Annotated in this window: 14 protein-coding genes and 2 pseudogenes; 6 read left to right on the top strand and 10 right to left on the bottom strand. The window is 31.1% G+C overall.

Going from position 1 to position 17,616, the window contains the following annotated elements:
* Positions 1-586: 586 nt before the first annotated feature.
* A complete protein-coding gene (locus Q3V31_RS25900; protein WP_000337165.1) occupies positions 587-784 on the bottom strand; it encodes a hypothetical protein in 198 nt (65 codons plus the stop codon).
* 413 nt (positions 785-1,197) lie between these two features.
* On the opposite strand from Q3V31_RS25900, the gene Q3V31_RS25895 reads away from it, so the two are divergent.
* Complete coding sequence (locus Q3V31_RS25895; protein WP_000141885.1) at positions 1,198-1,446, top strand: hypothetical protein; 249 nt, start codon at positions 1,198-1,200, stop codon at positions 1,444-1,446.
* Between the two features lie 192 nt (positions 1,447-1,638).
* A complete protein-coding gene (locus Q3V31_RS25890) occupies positions 1,639-2,238 on the top strand; it encodes an undecaprenyl-diphosphatase (RefSeq protein WP_090814519.1) in 600 nt (199 codons plus the stop codon).
* 123 nt (positions 2,239-2,361) lie between these two features.
* Here Q3V31_RS25890 and Q3V31_RS25885 read toward each other — a convergent pair whose 3' ends face one another.
* Positions 2,362-3,234, bottom strand: a complete 873-nt coding sequence (locus Q3V31_RS25885) for a Y-family DNA polymerase (protein WP_255259105.1) — start codon at positions 3,232-3,234, stop codon at positions 2,362-2,364.
* A gap of 464 nt (positions 3,235-3,698) precedes the next feature.
* Here Q3V31_RS25885 and Q3V31_RS25880 point away from each other — a divergent pair, with 464 nt between their 5' ends.
* Entirely contained in the window at positions 3,699-3,923 is a 225-nt protein-coding gene (locus Q3V31_RS25880; protein WP_002187909.1) for a helix-turn-helix domain-containing protein, read from the top strand.
* Position 3,924: 1 nt separating this feature from the next.
* Here the strand turns inward: Q3V31_RS25880 and Q3V31_RS25875 are convergent, their stop codons facing one another.
* The 5 genes from Q3V31_RS25875 to Q3V31_RS25855 form a co-directional block, all read right to left on the bottom strand.
* Positions 3,925-4,542: a replication-relaxation family protein gene (locus Q3V31_RS25875; RefSeq protein WP_329767469.1), complete on the bottom strand. Its 618-nt coding sequence runs from the start codon at positions 4,540-4,542 to the stop codon at positions 3,925-3,927.
* Positions 4,481-5,662: an FtsK/SpoIIIE domain-containing protein gene (locus tag Q3V31_RS25870; RefSeq protein ID WP_088010109.1), complete on the bottom strand. Its 1,182-nt coding sequence runs from the start codon at positions 5,660-5,662 to the stop codon at positions 4,481-4,483. The genes Q3V31_RS25875 and Q3V31_RS25870 overlap by 62 nt, the downstream gene beginning before the upstream one ends.
* A 100-nt stretch (positions 5,663-5,762) precedes the next feature.
* Positions 5,763-5,948, bottom strand: coding sequence for a hypothetical protein (locus Q3V31_RS25865; protein WP_000152450.1), 186 nt, complete (start codon positions 5,946-5,948; stop codon positions 5,763-5,765).
* Position 5,949: 1 nt separating this feature from the next.
* Complete coding sequence (locus Q3V31_RS25860; protein WP_001077849.1) at positions 5,950-6,246, bottom strand: hypothetical protein; 297 nt, start codon at positions 6,244-6,246, stop codon at positions 5,950-5,952.
* A 1,039-nt stretch (positions 6,247-7,285) separates the two neighbouring features.
* Positions 7,286-8,986 carry a hypothetical protein gene (locus Q3V31_RS25855; protein ID WP_088010107.1) on the bottom strand — a complete coding sequence of 567 codons (1,701 nt, stop codon included), beginning with the start codon at positions 8,984-8,986 and terminating at the stop codon, positions 7,286-7,288.
* 1,811 nt (positions 8,987-10,797) lie between these two features.
* Here Q3V31_RS25855 and Q3V31_RS25850 point away from each other — a divergent pair.
* Positions 10,798-12,477, top strand: a complete 1,680-nt coding sequence (locus Q3V31_RS25850) for a helix-turn-helix domain-containing protein (protein WP_098565421.1) — start codon at positions 10,798-10,800, stop codon at positions 12,475-12,477.
* A 910-nt stretch (positions 12,478-13,387) separates the two neighbouring features.
* Here the strand turns inward: Q3V31_RS25850 and Q3V31_RS31015 are convergent.
* From Q3V31_RS31015 to Q3V31_RS25840, 3 genes and pseudogenes are all read right to left on the bottom strand, one after another.
* Positions 13,388-13,607: pseudogene (locus Q3V31_RS31015) on the bottom strand (hypothetical protein); the annotation flags it as partial.
* Positions 13,608-14,140: 533 nt separating this feature from the next.
* Positions 14,141-14,512: a hypothetical protein gene (locus Q3V31_RS25845; RefSeq protein ID WP_016078974.1), complete on the bottom strand. Its 372-nt coding sequence runs from the start codon at positions 14,510-14,512 to the stop codon at positions 14,141-14,143.
* A gap of 1 nt (position 14,513) precedes the next feature.
* Positions 14,514-15,335, bottom strand: coding sequence for a ParA family protein (locus tag Q3V31_RS25840; protein ID WP_001018644.1), 822 nt, complete (start codon positions 15,333-15,335; stop codon positions 14,514-14,516).
* Positions 15,336-16,346: 1,011 nt separating this feature from the next.
* Here Q3V31_RS25840 and Q3V31_RS25835 point away from each other — a divergent pair.
* Complete coding sequence (locus Q3V31_RS25835; protein ID WP_000589776.1) at positions 16,347-16,661, top strand: hypothetical protein; 315 nt, start codon at positions 16,347-16,349, stop codon at positions 16,659-16,661.
* Between the two features lie 157 nt (positions 16,662-16,818).
* Positions 16,819-17,241 (top strand): annotated as a pseudogene (locus Q3V31_RS25830) (transposase); the annotation flags it as partial.
* Between the last annotated feature and the right edge of the window lie 375 nt (positions 17,242-17,616).

Genomic DNA, 17,616 nt, shown 5'->3' with positions numbered 1-17,616 from the left:
GTTCTTTTGTTTTCACCATTTAAGCAGGGTTTGAATATATTAAATTCTACCTTTCCTTATAACGTGAGCTGGCCACTTACGCTATTTTTACAAAGGGTACTAATTGATAGTGCTCTTTTTAGTTTTTTTACAAAATGAAATTTTTATTAAGTTCATTTCCGAATAACTTTTCCAATCTTGTTTACACTATAACCGTAACTTAAAGTTACACATCATTACTTGTAGGGCCTAATTTCTTTTGTACAACAAGTAGTTATTTAATTGAGCTAGCTACTTTGTTTTTTAACCATTTTTGTAGGAATACAATTTATATGCATAATTTCTGAAGTGAGATCTATACTATATTTAGGTCTTAACATCTAAAACCCTTATTTCAGCTTTAGACCTAATAAAGTGCTCCTCTCTCTTACTTGGGGCTAAGCAGTTAGCTGTTGCTAGCTGCTCTTATTTTCTGCAATTGGTTACATTTCCCTGATGTTTTTAACATAATATTACGTTACAATATAAAAGAATAAAATATATTGAGCTGTTATACCATTACCCTAGGAAACTAGGGTTTTTACTTCTACCAAATGAAATTTTTATACTAATTACTTTCATCTCTCATAATCCAATTCAACTTCATAAGTACGTGGTCCAGGATACCTATTTGATTATTAACACCATCGCGATATTCCTCACTATGGATTCCCGAAAAGCCATTTTGGATCCGTTTTAAACCTGATTTTCTACGTTCTAAATCAGTAATAAGCTGTTTAACTTCTTCAGATTTCAAACTGCACATCCTTTTCCACCAAATAGCATTTTTATTTAGTTCTACCACACCTAGACATATAGACAACTATATATTTTGGTGTTAAAATGTTATTGTGATTCCCATATGGTTTCACACGCGACTTTTTCTCTGTTTATGGGGCTCTTACATAATTGTAAGAGCTATTTTTTTATTCAAATTACGATTTTTTTCACTTTTCCGATACATTTATGAAACATTCATGTGTTATCCTCAGTACGTTCTATTCTTTTTATAAAATCGTGTGAGATATATCAACACAAGAAGCCCTAAAGCCCTAACTCTAGGGCTTCTTCATTTAAAATAAGGATTTTGTTTGACTCTAGTTCTTACTTAAGACCGACTAGACACTAACTTTTTTATATAGTACAATTCCTTTCAGAAAAACGTTAGGAGATTTATTTATGACTTTTGAAGATAATCGTAAATTAGGAATTCAACAAGGATGTATAGTAATTACAGATCAATCGCAATATCTTGTTGTTAAAAAGAATGAAAATTATTCTTTATTAAACATCGCAACTGCGGAATGCATAAACTTTGAAGTTTCACTTGAACATCTTGAAGAAATGGTCCAAGTAGATTTAAAAGAAAAAATTCAAGATATCATTCCACCAGAGAATATTAAAATAGTAGCTCAAAACAGAATATAAAATGTATTTTCTAAGGGCACTTTCGACAGTGCTCTTTTTTCATGAACAGTTTCAAATAACTATTTTATTAAAAATCTTTAATGAGCTAATCCTTACAGTTTTGTAAGACCAATGTCACTCAAATCAATTTTTTCACTATAAACTCTTCACTATAATTTTCCTTATACACAAAAAATAAGGAGCGATTTAAAAATGTCTTTTTCTCAATTAAATATTGATGCTTTTCGAGCTATCAATGATTTAGGGAAGCAATATTCATCTCTAAACTCCACTATAGTATTTTTAGCGGAATATATGGTGTATGTTTTAGGTTTAATTATTATGGCTTATTGGTTTACTCAATCTAGAAAAAACAAAATGATGATTATTCAAGCAATAGTTGCTTTCGTAACTGCTGAAATAATTGGAAAATTAGCAGGGAATTTGCATTTGAATTATCAACCATTTGCAGTATTACCTAATGTTAATAAACTTGTCGATCATGCAGTAGATAATTCATTTCCTAGCGACCATACGATTCTATTTTTTTCAATTTGTTTTTCATTCTGGCTTGTTCGTAAAAAGGCTAGATGGTTATGGCTTGTACTTGCATTCTGCGTAGCTATTTCTCGTATTTGGGTAGGAGTTCATTATCCTTTCGATGTCATGACTGGAGCTCTAATAGGAATTATTTCAGCACTGTTTTCGTATTGGTTAACACCGAAAATTACATTCATCAAACAATTACTTAATCTTTACGAAAAAATAGAACAGCATGTACTACCATCCAAAAGCAATTCGAAAAACTTTTAATTAATCACAAAGCTTAAAAGATTACATATATTATCGAGTATTTTTTAATATTATTTTGTTCGAAGAGCGCTCCCTTGGGCGCTCTTTAATTTTAAAATAACGCTTTTGTTTAATAAAAATCAATTAACTATAATTTGAAAAATCGGAAACATTTACTCGATTTATTTTATTTGGGCTGAAACAATCCTCTAATAAGATTTGTCCTTTTGTTATAGAGGTACTTTTAGGAATGTATTTATTTGCAATCCGGCTCTCATCTATACCATAAGAGAAGCGATATAACTCTTCACCTTTTACTTTGCCAAACCGCTTGATTAGATGCTCTTTAGGCGTTTTTGCAACTTCCTTCAAGGAAAATAGTCCCATGCTGTGCAACGCTTCTTCCGTAGCCTTTCCAATTCCCCATACTTTTTGAAGCGGCTTAATTTCCCATAATTTTTTCGAAACATCTTCGTATGACCACATTGCAATCCTAGAATTTGAATGTTTACTTTCCACATCTAGAGCAACTTTTGAAAGAAACAAATTCGGTCCAATTCCAATTGATGCTGTTATACCCGTCGTATCATATATCTCTTTTTGAATTCTTTTAGCAATTACAATTGGATCACGTCCGAAAAGGTGTGCTGTTTGTTGCATATCTAAAAAGCACTCATCTATTGAGTAAACGTGTAGATCTTCAAGCGCTACATATCTTGTATAAATTTCCGTAATTTGATTTGAAATTTCAACGAAACTTCTCATTGTTGCATTTACAATAATTATGTTCGGATCTTTGGGGATTTCATATAATCTGGTTGCTGTAGAAATGCCCAATTTTTTCAGTTCGGGAGTGGCAGCAAGCACAATTGACCCTTTTCTATTTACATCCCCAACAACAGCTAATTTTACTTTTAAAGGATCTAAACCTCTCATTACACACGCACAACTGGCAAAAAATGAACACAGATCTATGCAAAAAATCATTCGATTCATGCATTTTGAGTAATCAAACATTGTTTCACCCTCCAAAAACAGAACGTTTGTTCTTATTATAAACCTTTTGTTTCGTGTTATACAACCATTTAGAATATATTTTTTTATTATCATTATGGTACGTGAAATTATTAATTTAATTCTTCAATATTCGACGACTCAACAATATGATATCTCTTAATTTATTAAACTTGTTTTCATTGCTCCATAAATTAAAAAAAGCCTAAACCCTTGTGTATCAATAGGTTCAAGCTTTTAATTTTATAGGAATACCCTTTGCAACAAGTTGCCATTAGGATAGTGTATCAGCAACTTGTAGCTACTACTATTAATGCTAGATTCCACAAAATTATTACATATTTTTTTATTTTTATTTCTTATTCAATATTATGCTCAACTATTAATAAAATTCCTATTTTCAGTGACTTTTAAAAAATGGGATTATTGGACAAACTGTAAGTAAAACACATAAGGAAGTGAATTTGATGAATTGGTATTCTAAACCTAGATCAGCTTTAGGCCGTTTTTTAGATAGACACAAAATTACACAAGAAGAACTCTCTTCAAAAAGTGGTGTAACTCGTTCTACTGTCAGTCGATTGTGTAGTTTGGACAGCGTATCACCGACAACTAAGAATTCAAATCGCATTATAAAAGCTTTAAGGAACTTAACCGGAAAAAGTGTAGATTCTACTGATTTTTGGGCGTGAATTAACTAAAAACATCCTCCATTACAAATGTTCTCATAAATACATTTTGTTTTACAGCATATTGCTCTAACTTTGATTGCCTATAGTCTGATAGTGTGAAAAAAATGATTACTGGAACAATAGCATTCTGTCTTTTATAGATATCTGTTATATGGCCATATAACTGTATTTTATGTTCGTTTACCTTCATATGTTGCATACGATCTATTTCAACAAAATGGGGAACATTATCCTCAAAATATGTTGCGTCAGGAATAATCTGATACCGTTGACCATTAATTGAAAAATCGATAGGTCTTTCTGTCTTCCATTCTGGAAATCCAAGCCACATCCAGCTTTCGTTTCGCATTAATATGTGCTGTAATTGAATACTTTTCTTTACTTCTTTTGTAATGCCTAATAAATCCCGCCCCTTTTTATTTAAATAATATACGTGTTCACGAGCCATTTTTGTAATGTGACAATACGGGTGCATATCCTTTAATACACGATTTGCATTTCGAATGCTCCCTAGACAGTGGATGGCTTGTAATTGCCTCCTAGTTAAAAAATCTAACTTACTCAAAGTGGATAAAATCTCGATTTGTCTCGCTTTCTGTTTGAGTGTTTGATGCCTCATTTTGCTTCACCACCTTATATTTCTTCAGTAACTCCCACATATCTTTATCTTTTAAAAAAGGTACCTGGATTTCTTCTGTACGATCAGTCTTAAGTAATGCCCTTCCAGGGAGGGAAGGCAAATCTTCTAGGCCTGATTCATCCAATGCAACTTGTGAAGCGACCGCTGTTGGTAATCGAAAGCCTAGCTTTGCATCAGCATTTTGTTTGATCTGTCTTGGCAATGTATCAGAGGTTGGATATTGCGTACAAAATATAAGCCGGAATCCTAAACCACCTCCGATTCTTGCGATTTCAGATAACATCTCCTGGCACAAAAATAATACATCACGTTGTTTTTTCGGTAATCCTTGTGTAGGACAAAGATTTGCTCCTTCATCTACTATGATGAAGCAACGTTCTTTAATTGATGTGTCTATGATATTGGTAAAATAGGACTTCTTCATCATTTCAATCTGTCTTACCATCTTTTCACGTACCCTCATCAACATTTCTAACGCCTGTTCCGGATTTTCAGCGACCTCTACAACTTGAGACAAATTCTTATAGGGGCTAAATTCTAATCCTTCCTTCAAGTCAATAATAAAAAAACTTACATGTTGAGGTTGTTGTAAAATCAAACTTATCATCACGTTTTTTAGAAATACAGTCTTTCCAAACCGTGTCATACCCGACACGCACATATGCGGTGTTTTCTCGAAATCATGATACACATGTTTATCTAACGCTTTCCCCATCATAACTCTCCATGTACGCTCTTTTAATAGATCCTTAGACCAATTCCACATTTCAGGTATCTGTTGCTTAAATACGCGAATATGAAGCTCTCTTTGATGGAACGATATTTTAACAGGTTTATATAGGCCTTCTTCTAATACTTCAGCTAACTTTTGGATAAGTTGACTAGGTACACCAAGTGGTAACTTGTAAACATAATTCATACTTATATCATCCTTAATTTCTTTTATAAAAATGGGGTATTGTAATTCACCTTTATGCTGGACACATATCTTTGCAATTTCAAAAAACGTTGCAATTTTTTTCTTATCACTCATTCCGTTACTTTGATAAAAATAAGCTACAGTTATAAAGGTTGCTGGAATTAATAAAAGCGACAACATTCCCTCCATACCTCCTTTAGGTAGTTGAGCCTGTATGGAAGCTTAGAAAAAGCTGTTTAAGATGCGCTATTATAATCACTTTCAACTACCAGATATAATACTAACGTAGAAACACATCTAGTATATCCATTAGAACGTACCAAACACTCCCAATCAGCAAGCATTTGAGACCCGCACGTAGCAACCAACCTGGAAGATAAAGACCTTTCTTCTTCAGCATTTTTATTCCTAAAATTGAAGCTCCCGTCAAACCATATACAATACCTAGTTCTCCAATGATTGTCATATTAACCCCATCCTTTTGGTTTAATGGACAAATTCCCTTTACCATCCTTAAAAAGTTGATATTCATCTAATAGCTCATTCCAGGAGACAGCCTGTTCATCACCATATAGATCCTCTTCGATTTTTTGACTTAAATGATAATAACCTCGGTATTGTCGGTCCAGGTATACTTCATGTCGTAGCATGTGCTCTTGTATAGCACATACGTTTCCTTCATTTTTAGTAGCTTTGTACATTTGATTCAATGTTCGAGAAGAATACAGATAAGGTGTACTATACAGCATTTGATATTGATTCATATGTCTTCACCATCCATATAGAATTCTAGATACACTAAATACATATGATAATGATATGTATTTTCGAATTTGTCCCTAAAAAAAAACGTCATTCCAAAATAGGAATGACGTTTGACAGGAATCTTAAATTCTCTGACATGGTGCTATAGCCTTAAAAAATAACTGTGAGGATAGCTGTATATTTATTTTTTGAACACACAATGGTATTTAATGAATGATATATTTTTGTTAGTTTTACTATAATCATTTTTTATCGTTATACTATATCAGTTTGTTTATGAATATTAGTTAATAAAATCTAATATAAATATATATCTTATATATATTTAAAATATAAAGATAAAACTTATATAGGACTGAGAAATGTACGTACATCCTTACTGTAACAAAGCTTTTTAACATTGCATAGCGTAAAAAATCGTAAATAGTAGAATCTTACAGCAGAAAAACGGACCATATTAAGCTCTAAAATCTACAAATAATCATAAATTAAATTTAGTATTCCTACATAAAAAATGAAACAAATTAATACATTATTAAACATATTTATTCAATCGTAAAATTTCATATGAATTCAATGAATCTCCACAATCTTATTGTAGTTACTCACAAAAGATTCACATTATGTGTGATTTAATCAACATAATCCGAATTTAGCACATAACTCACATTAATATTGATGATTTTTGATAGATGATGGCCTATAAGCTATTTATATCAATGATAATGGCACTAAATTATTCACATTATGTGTTATTTATCTACTTATCCACGAAATTTAATTTTTTTCTTATGATTTTTTGTAGATATCTGAATGTATATAGACAGCTCATAACATGTTTTTATGAAAGTATGTGTGGAAATTGAGATAGGTACCATACTATTTTTGTATATGATTGCATAAAAAAAGACTCTATTATGAATAGAATCGAGTAAAGTTACTTATTGTGAAGAAGGAGTAAAATTCTTTTAAATAAACGTATCAACACGAATAGCCCTCTATTTTGAATTTTTTTCAAAAATAGAGAGCTGATTATGATCAGTTTGTTTTCATTGCTGTCAGTACTTGCTCAGCTGTTGTTACTGAGATACCAGCGCGTATTAACTGTTCAAAGGCACGCATAAATGTAATTAAATTAAAGCTATCTGGTACTTCAATAACACGAAGCTTTTCTTTCGGTAATTTGTCTATCTTTTCAATGAACAATTCTCGAACATCACTAGGAATAACGCGATCCTTATGCCCTCTTACCTTTAAGAGTTCACGTATTTCTATTTCTAAAGCCATATAAGCGTTTAGATTTGTACCTTGTTCATAGGCGTACTTTCTAAACAACGTTTCTTCTTGATACTTTAGATAGTTGCGGTGATACGATTCCTCTGTAACAGGTACAGCAAACTTGTAATTTAGTAATTCATACGTTTTGCGGAACAACTTTTTGATGTTTCGCAGAGAGTACATAGAGAAATGCAATCCGAAATCAAATACAGCTTGTTCTTTTTGTTCTTTTGGAACATGTTGTGTAATCAGAGGATAAATACCCTCTTTAGCTGCGGTATCAAGAATTTGATATTGTGATGTTTGATTTAATAATTTTTTCAGTGTATATACTAATTTGCTTGGATATTCTTCATTACGATCTATCATGTCACGTAAGCTATGAATTACGCTTCGAATTTGTCGATGGCATGTATATTTAAGTACATGGATAAACTTGTTCATGTCTTGTGTAAATTCACCAATATTCATTTCTTGTAGTACGGATTCGATAAAACGAGCTTTACGAGCATAAGTAAGCTTTGGTGTGAATGGATCGCGATACTGTACTTCTCCTGTTTCTTTTGCACATAAGAAATCCGTATGTAAGGATAGATATAGAGTCGTATATCTTTTTTTATTCTTAACCCCTTTTTGTAATTTACAAATTTTGAATAGTGGAGTCCCTGTACATGGTAATGCAGTTGTTAATTCTGTCATAACTGCACGGATTTGATGTGGATATTTTTTATGTAAAAAGCGGTACATCCCACCAAAATGAGTTTTATTCCCTTTTTCATCTTGTTTGTCTAAGGAACGTTTTAGTGTAGTTTCACTGTGCTGTTGCATAGCAATATCTAAGAATAGTTTCTTAGATGCAATTGATAACTCAAAGAAAGCTTTCGTAAATACCACGGGGCTAATATAAACATATGCATTGGCCTTTTCAGTTTCTTCATTCATAAAATGAGTTAATTTAATTGTATATCGGCCATCTAATTCATTTTCAATCGTAATAATGTTATGTATACTTAATTTCTTTAATGCAATATAGAATTGAGAATGCTGTATGTAAGCAAATTCTTCTTTATATAGTTTGTAATCTTCCCACATCATATGTATTGTTACATTTGGAATGACTCCATTCGTGTAACATTTTTTGTGTAAATATAAGAAGACTTCCAAATCTGCGTTTGTAATGCCATATAATTTATGCTTTCTTCCCATTGTTTCCGAAATAGCAGATAGTGTACGACGTGAAAAAGATGGTTTAGCCTGTGCTACGAAGCCATCCACATCGGCAATACGCTCCTCATATGTCATATGATCAACAATATCCTCAAGGTATGTATCTTTATAGCTGTAGTATTTCTCTTCGAAAGTTTCAACAAATTTTTGCCAAGACTTCAGTGTTACTAAAACTGCATTTGTAGATTGTCCACTTAGACTACGTTGATTACGAATAATAAATGATTTTCCCATCTTTTTCACCTCCTACCTATAAATTCAGAAATAAATGCCAAAACACTATAAAATATACCAATTTTGATTATACCAAATCGAAATTTGTTGAAATGCGTCCCTTTAAGAGAAAAAACAAAAAGATGAAACACCCTTTAATCCCTTGTGTATCAAGGGGTTTCAGACTTCTTGAAAATTTTTTTATGGACATGATATGGCTATGGATTTTCATATTGGTAGAAAAGAAGAGAAATAGCAAAAAAACCTTGTAAACATGATTAAATCAACAGTTATATCGATTTTTTTAAAAATAAAAGGGACATGATATGGCTATGGATTTTCATGTTGATAATTGTGAATTAAACAGATGAACCCTTTTAAACAGTGATGTTAATGGGGTTTATCTGTAATTTTATAATTACAAAAGGAACATGAAGTGGCTAGGCGAGTTTTCATGTTTGGGTAAAAAAGGGGACATCATACAGCTATGGATTTTCATGTTGCATAAATACATGAAAATAAGGTTATAAACATGTAAAGCCTTAATATAAAAAGGTTTGAGGTGGTTTTCATCTAAAAAAAAGGGACATCATATAGCTATAAGTTTTCATAACTAATAGTATAGGTGTAGTAGAAAAGCTTATATATCAAGCTTTAAGCACTTTTAGAAAAAAATTTCGAGTTAGTAAAAAGAGTTACATAATATCATTTTTGTTTCATGTTTTGATGGAAAGGGGAATGATATGGCTATAAATTTTCATTTTGATGAATTTGGGGTGTTCGAAGTTACATTAATATTTTAATCCATACATTTTTACTTTCACTTCTCTTTTAAATGTAAGAGGTACTTTAGAGAGAGTGTGGATTTGAAATAAAGTCACGATTTTTTTTAAATACGCTCTTTTCTTTTGTTCGTTTATTAAGGTTAATGACATTATTTCGATTAAACTTTATCTTAAAGCTACTGTAACCATGTTTTTAAGGTGAAATTAGAGCGAAATAAATAAAATGTCGAAAATATAAGAATTTTTTGTTTTTTTGTTGATTTATATTATTTTTAATGTTAAACTCATAACAACAAAGAAAGAGTAAACGAAAACCCTTAGCGAATAAATTATTAGAATTTTCATTCTTTTTATTAGTTTACTCCATGTGATTTACACGTTTGTGTATTGCTTTTCCACTCTTTCTTTGTTTTTATAACAGTTGGAACTTCTATTTTAAAAATTATTGTTGTTTAGGAGGGATAGCTAATAGCTTGGACATTTAATGAAGAGTTTTTATTACAATGGAGTGGATCCAGAAAGAGGTGAAAAATAAGAAATTTGGATGTTAGTTTTTTCATTTTAGAAAAGGAAGAATAAAAATATAGTGGACATACAATTACAATAAAGGAATGCAGTATAGATCAGTATACTTGCATTCCTTTGCTATGAAAATGTATGGTGTTTGTTTAAGAAAGATATTATAAATTATGCTTTGTATCGGCACTTAAATCTGTTTATTTTTATATAAAAAATAATGAATAGCTATGTTTATAAATAGTATTACTGAAAATCTAATAGAAAAAGAGCTAATGGATGAAAGATAGGTTATTGTAAAAGTACTTCTATAATTGCTATTTGGATTTTACAAATCGATTCAGTCTTGTATAATCAGTTACAGAGTGTGCTATAAGTATGCAAACTAGAGCCCTTAACATGTTAAGGGTGAAATAAAGGAATTGAATATTCTGACTTTATTTCTAGTTTTATAAAAAGGAACATCATATAGCTAATTATTTTCAAGTTAAGATCAATAATAACTAAATGTATATAAGGAGCCGAATTTAAATGGAAGACGTTCTACAATTGTTTAGAGACGCACTATCAATAACTGAACAACTGTATAAACAAGATGAGCAATTGTGGCAGAAATGGGTTTCCTATTATGTTGATGTTGAAGCAGATAAAAGTAAAATTGTGACTTCAGAATACCTTTCTCCATCATTTTCAATGCTTGTACAGTGGTTAGAGCAACAACAAAGAAAAGGTGTTTCTCCTCTAGATATATTTAAAAATATAGATACTTACAGATTAATTATTCATGAGACCATAGGTGTCTTTATTGAACAAGAGTTTCGTAAAAATCAGACAGCTAGTACTATAGTGCATACAGCAACAAGTGAATCAGATGCGAACATATTGAATGAAAACTATTTAGAAGTAAATAACTCCGCAGTCTATTATAAGTTAAGAGATGGAATAGCTAAAAATCAATTTGAAGAAGATGAAAACACACGGTTAAAATCTTATCCTATTGAAACAAAGGATAGTAATGGAGTGGCACAGCTTTCCTCTCATAAAGATGAAGATCTAAAGTTAACCAACATTGAAGAGACAGCAAGATGGAATACATTAGTAGATGGTGTAATGAGTAATATGGATGATCTAACTGCAGATTGTTTAGATACCATCACGATTCAATGGTTGAATGAAGCAAAATCGCCTGATGAATTTATTGATTTTTCATATGAACAAGTTTTAGAAATGTGCAGTATTTCAAAGGCTAAGGCAAATGGTGTCGAATATTATAGGGTAGAAGATAAAATTAAAGTTGCGAAGCGGATTGCGGCCCTAGCGAGTATTTTTATATATCTAAATGATGACAACGAAGTAGTCGTATTAAATGATCGCGCTGAAACAGGTAAGCATTATGAAGTAAAACGCGAGGTAATTAAAAGACTATTTGTATTAGATTCCGTAGTTCTATGGAGAGATAAAAACACAAACGAATACATGGGGATAGAATCGTGTCGAATCAAACCGGGAAGTTTCTTATCTGGATATCTATATGGATCTAATAGTACTACAGCATTATTATCAAAAAAGGCACTTGAATATAATAGTTATAGACACAAATATCATAAAAGATTAATTCGATATTTGACATGGCAATGGAGAATACGTCAAATGTTTTCTAGCTTACAAAGACCTTATTCTATAGGTGGAGATAAAGGTTTGTTAGCAGTTATGGGGATAAATCAAAAACAAAAACCTAATCGTATCCGCGAACAATTAGAAAATGTTCTTAGTGATTTAGAAAAAGAAGAAGTAATTTCTCATTGGGAATATCATAATGGTTTAGAAGAAGAAAAACTGACAAAGAAGAATTGGTTTAAAAACTATTATTCACAGTTAGGAATAGTAATATTGCCACCCAAAGAATTAATTAGTTCAATGGAAAACTTAGCGAAAAAGAAAACAATTGATACAATAGATGAAGAAAGTCATCCAGTAAAAAGTGTAGAAAAACCATTAGATACGAATGAAAATGAACAACTTATCAGGGAGAGAATAGAGTTTATTCATATGAAGAAGAATATAACTATGCGAGAACTATCAATAGAGATAGGTATATCACAGCCTACTCTTTCTAGATTCTATAATAAAAAAACAAAGCGTCTCTCTAGTACGGCGAGAAGCAAATTAAACCAATGGTATAAAAGACAAATGATCATCGATAAAATGTAAGTTAAAGCTAAAAATTAGTATTAAAAAGGAGATGATAGTAGTGTTATGCGGTATATGCAATAGAATCAGTAATGTATAGTATTCCAGTAACTTATCCAAAACTCTCTCCTATCCCTTTATTTCTGTAACAAAAGCAACGAGATATAGAAATATCCACTTATAGAAATAGGGATATTTCTATATTGCAAAGGAGATTATAGTAGTGTTATGTGGTATATGCAATAGAATCAGTAATGTATAGTATTCCAGTAACTTATCCAAAACTCTCTCCTATCCCTTTATTTCTGTAACAAAAGCAACGAGATATAGAAATATCCACTTATAGAAATAGGGATATTTCTATATTGAGAAGGAGATTATAGTAGTGTTATGTGGTATATGCAATAGAATCAGTAATGTATACCAGTAACTTTTCAAAAGTTCCCTCCTATCCCTTCATTTCTATATTGTTAGAAAAGAGCACAGCCATGATATGTGGTGCATATTATAGGATTAATGGATAATATCTAAAGTATTGATGTCAACAGAGATTAATTACTATAAAAATGAAACTAAAGGATATTCCAGATCTTGATGTGGCTTTGAAATAAAGTTGAATTGTTTATAAGAAAGATGAACCGGAATTTACTATCTCTTTAAGGAAAGGATTTTGGCTTTTCTTGTGGATTAAGAATTTGTTAAGTGATAATAAAGTTATTCCATTAAAGGGCCAGATTGTTACTGTAGCCAAGTGCAAAGAAGATATTAAATAGTTAGCTTAAGTGACAAAGCGATTGATAAGGGAATATCATAAGGGAATTGCGGTGATGAGTGGGAAGAGAAAGTCGTGGAAGAAGTTCTGGTGATGATCTTTTTTAACTACAAAAATATAGAAATATCCCTATTTCTACGTAGGGATATTTCTATATTTCTAAATCTCTGTTAATAATTTAAATTTCCTTTTCTGTTCGGGAGTTAATTGATTTTCTATATAATGATGTATAAGTAAATCTATTATTTCATGAGCATATTTCTTAATAGTGAGGTTCATTAGTGTTCCAAGCTCTTCATGAGTCATGAGATTGGCTAGAAGTTTAAAAACCGCCATATTGGTTTTTAAATTCCATACATTCACTTGTCTTTACTCGTTTTCAGGTGAAGAAACAGGAGTATCTGCGCTATTTCCGATAAAAAAATCAGGGATATATAGAAATAGGGATATTTCTATACTACGAGAGAGGAGCACAGGGATGATATGTGATATAAGTAATAGAACTATAAAATTAACGGATAGTGCTTAAATCATTGATGTCAAAAACGATAGACTACAATGAAACTAAAATGATATTTCTGATCTTGAATAGATAAAAGCGTTGGAATTAGCTATTCAGGCAATTGATAGTTTTTCTAATAAATTACTCATCTAACTAAATAGAGTAACGGGTACTTTAGTTCAACATGAATTAAACAACTTTAAAGATTCTTACTACAAAAAAATATAGCAAGGCTCTTATATTTTTTTATCGAAATTAAATAACCTTATTATCAATTTACATAAGGTATATCATGAGGAAATTGCAGTGGAGAGAAGAAAAGGTTGTGGAGGAAGTGCTGGTGAGGATATTTTTTAAAATCAAAAAATATAGAAATATCCCTATTTCTACGTAGGGATATTTCTATATTTCTAAATCTCTGTTAATAATTTAAATTTCCTTTTCTGTTCGGGAGTTAATTGATTTTCTACATAATGATGTATAAGTAAATCTATTATTTCATGAGCATATTTCGTATTAGTAAGTTTCATTAGTGCTCCAAGCTCTTCCTTAGATTGACTAGAAATTTTAATACTACCTTGTTGGTTTTTAAATTTCTTTTTCTCTGGTGTTTGCTCCGTCTTTTGTTCCTGCTGATTTACTTGTTCTTGTTCATTTTTAGGTGGAAAAGTAGGAGTATTCTCGTCACTTTTTGTTACAACTGAATCCTCGTTTGGGATATAAGGATCTGTCGGATCAAAATTGCTCTTTTTTCGACCTAATAGTCCAGGAGTTCTTGCCATGTTATACACCAACCTTCATACTTTCAAAAACATTGATACGAGATAATAATTCATCACTAATTTTTTCGTATAGTTCTATTACATTTAAATCATGTCTATCATTTTCAGTAATACCGTTAACATCAAACCTTTTAATACGTTCCATCTGTGGAACGATATTTTTAAATAGGTTTTCTTCACCAAAAATTTCACGAGCATTTTCCATAATGTATTCATCCACTTTACCATTATTTTTTAATAGCACTGGAAGAATACCTACAACTTCAATATCAAGATTATATTGCTCTTTTAATTTTATTAGTTGGTTAATGTAGTTTTCTGCACCTGTAAGAGAACGTTCTTGTGTTTGTAGAGTTATAAGAACATAATCAGAAGCTACAACTGCATTTTTTGTAACTTCAATTGACATAGGTGGAACATCGATAAATATGTAATCGTATTTATGTTTTATTTTCTCAAGCAATTCCTTAAAGTAGAAATCTTCCTCTTCTTCCGAAGAACACGATTTATATAGAAATTTTGCGAAATCTTGAAAATCAACATAAGAAGGAATTAAATGTAAATTTTCCATTATTTCAACTTCTAATCCATCTAAATTCCCCTCTTGAATTCCTTTCATCAATGTTTTAGTTAAAGCTACCTTTTCGTCAGGATTAAGGATAGATTTTGTTAGCATTAGAGATTTTGTTGCATTACTCTGTGGATCAAGGTCAACGAGTAAAGTTCTTTTCCCCTTTTTTGCGAATTCATAAGAGTTTAATACAGCATTAGTGGTTTTACCAACGCCCCCTTTATAATTCCCAACAGTAATTGTAATAGCCATTTATACCACTCCATTTATTTTCCATAATATTTCCCTATATCCCTATTTCTATATCTTAGTGAAAAGATTAGAAGAATAGGGAAATATCTAATTATAGAAATAGGGATATTTCTATGTTACAAAGAAAATTATAGCAGTGATAAGTGGTACATGCAATAGAATCTGTCATTTATACCACTCCATTCATTTTTTGAAAACGTCCTTATATCCCAACATCCCATGCTCATCAAGCTAAGAAAGGCAAATACCCCAAAACGAGAGAATTGATATTACCAGGTGATCTATATAAAATTTTTGTTTTGGGGGCTTTTTAAAAAAGAAACACCCATTCCTATAATTGATGTTGCATAAGTGTAACTTGATGGCAGAGGTATAGAAATAGGGATATATCTATATTAAAAGAAAGATTATAGTAGTAATAACTGATACATACAATGGGATCAGTAGTTTTCAAGAGTTCCTCCCTATATTATCATTTCCATAATAAAAGTAGAGACATAGGGAAATATCCACTTATAGAAATAGGGATATTTCTATATTAAAAGAAAGATTATAGTAGTAATAAGTGGTTCATACAATAGAAGCAGTAATTGTTCAAAGACGCCCCCTATGCCTCCATTTCTGATAACAAAAGTAGAGGGATAGGGAAATATCCAATTATAGAAATAGGGATATTTTCATATTGAAAAGAAGATTATAGTCGTGATAATTGGTTCATACAATAGAATCAGAAATTTTTTCAAAGACTCCCCTATGCCACATGCCCATCAACTTAAGAATTTTATAACGCCTCCAAAATAATAAATTGTAAATTTTCACCTGGAGGTGTCAATTTTTTTGTTTCGGGGTATTTACTTTTCTTAGCTTGATTGTGGTGTGGCAAGAACCCATTTATAAAAATAGATTCCAATAGAAATTTATATACCTCTTTCAAATAAATACAATCTTTGCACCATAACCATATATACTATATGAACGTATACAATAAACATAATTAAAGGAGAATAGAACTTGATAAAACATATACTCAGTTTCATTCTTGGAATAATTGTTATATTAATTGGTTCCTTTTGGGTTATTCCTTACACCCTCGAAGCAATTGACAGTAACGTAAGCCATATTACTCGTGACAAAAAGTATTTTAGTAAGCTATATGACTATGATATTAACCTTTGGATGATTGCAAACCTTATATTTTTCATTTTTTGGGCAATTACTGTTTTTATAGTTAAGTTACCTAATTATAAGAAGAACAGAAGTACTCATATAAAAAAATATAGTTATACAAATCAGCGTAAAAAAGCAAAGAGAAAGCGTCGTAAATAAATGTAACAATATACATATTTTACACAAGAAGAAAACTACGATACTCATTATTGGGGTAGCGTCACATCATTATCAAGCTAACAAAACTAAATTGCTTTAAAATGAAAAAATACGTTATTCTTTCTGTAGAATCGTAGGAAAGGATGGCGTATTTGGCATAAACTTATCGATTTTTGATAAACTAGAATTATTTTCTAAAGAGTTACAACGATTTATGTTAGCTGATGTCTTAGAACAATTAGCTAGAGAGATAGGATTTATTCAGCGAAAAAGTAAATATCGTGCACAAGATTTAGTAGCTCTGTGTGTTTGATTAAGCCAAAATATAGCTCATACTTCATTGGCACAATTATGTAGTCGATTAGAAGCTAATACAGGTATTTTTATGAGTCTAGAAGGACTCAATCAACGATTTAATTCTCAGGCTGCACAGTTTTTACAACAAATACTAGCGTATGTACTTCATCAACAATTGTGTTCCACTAACAAAATTACAACCATGTATACTAACTATTTTCGTCGTATTCGTGTATTGGATTCTACACATTTTCAGATTCCGGATAAATTCGCTTCTACATATATCTATATTGAGAGAGATTATAATAGTGATATGCAGTACATACAATAGAAGCAGCAATTGTTCAGAGACATCCCTTATACCACCATTTCTGATAATAAAAGTAGAGGGACAGGGAAATATCCAATTATAGAAATAGGGATATATCTATATTGAGAGAGATTATAATAGTGATATGCAGTACATACAATAGAAGCAGCAATTGTTCAGAGACATCCCTTATACCACCATTTCTGATAATAAAAGTAGAGGGATAGGGAAATATCCAATTATAGAAATAGGGATATATCTATATTGAGAGAGATTATAATAGTGATATGCAGTACATACAATAGAAGCAGCAATTGTTCAGAGACATCCCTTATACCACCATTTCTG

It is taken from the genome of Bacillus nitratireducens (assembly GCF_036320425.1).
Taxonomy (GTDB): Bacteria; Bacillota; Bacilli; order Bacillales; family Bacillaceae_G; genus Bacillus_A; species Bacillus_A nitratireducens.
The sequence above is the reverse complement of the archived record's forward strand: the minus strand, read 5'-3'. Positions and strand labels throughout refer to the sequence as shown.

Coding starts and splice junctions, on each gene's coding strand:
- Q3V31_RS25875 (WP_329767469.1), bottom strand. CDS start 4,542: ATGAGGCATCAAACACTCAAACAGAAAGCGAGACAAATCGAGATTTTA.
- Q3V31_RS25870 (WP_088010109.1), bottom strand. CDS start 5,662: ATGTTGTCGCTTTTATTAATTCCAGCAACCTTTATAACTGTAGCTTAT.
- Q3V31_RS25895 (WP_000141885.1), top strand. CDS start 1,198: ATGACTTTTGAAGATAATCGTAAATTAGGAATTCAACAAGGATGTATA.
- Q3V31_RS25900 (WP_000337165.1), bottom strand. CDS start 784: ATGTGCAGTTTGAAATCTGAAGAAGTTAAACAGCTTATTACTGATTTA.
- Q3V31_RS25865 (WP_000152450.1), bottom strand. CDS start 5,948: ATGACAATCATTGGAGAACTAGGTATTGTATATGGTTTGACGGGAGCT.
- Q3V31_RS25860 (WP_001077849.1), bottom strand. CDS start 6,246: ATGAATCAATATCAAATGCTGTATAGTACACCTTATCTGTATTCTTCT.
- Q3V31_RS25890 (WP_090814519.1), top strand. CDS start 1,639: ATGTCTTTTTCTCAATTAAATATTGATGCTTTTCGAGCTATCAATGAT.
- Q3V31_RS25840 (WP_001018644.1), bottom strand. CDS start 15,335: ATGGCTATTACAATTACTGTTGGGAATTATAAAGGGGGCGTTGGTAAA.
- Q3V31_RS25880 (WP_002187909.1), top strand. CDS start 3,699: ATGAATTGGTATTCTAAACCTAGATCAGCTTTAGGCCGTTTTTTAGAT.
- Q3V31_RS25845 (WP_016078974.1), bottom strand. CDS start 14,512: ATGGCAAGAACTCCTGGACTATTAGGTCGAAAAAAGAGCAATTTTGAT.
- Q3V31_RS25855 (WP_088010107.1), bottom strand. CDS start 8,986: ATGGGAAAATCATTTATTATTCGTAATCAACGTAGTCTAAGTGGACAA.
- Q3V31_RS25850 (WP_098565421.1), top strand. CDS start 10,798: ATGGAAGACGTTCTACAATTGTTTAGAGACGCACTATCAATAACTGAA.
- Q3V31_RS25885 (WP_255259105.1), bottom strand. CDS start 3,234: ATGTTTGATTACTCAAAATGCATGAATCGAATGATTTTTTGCATAGAT.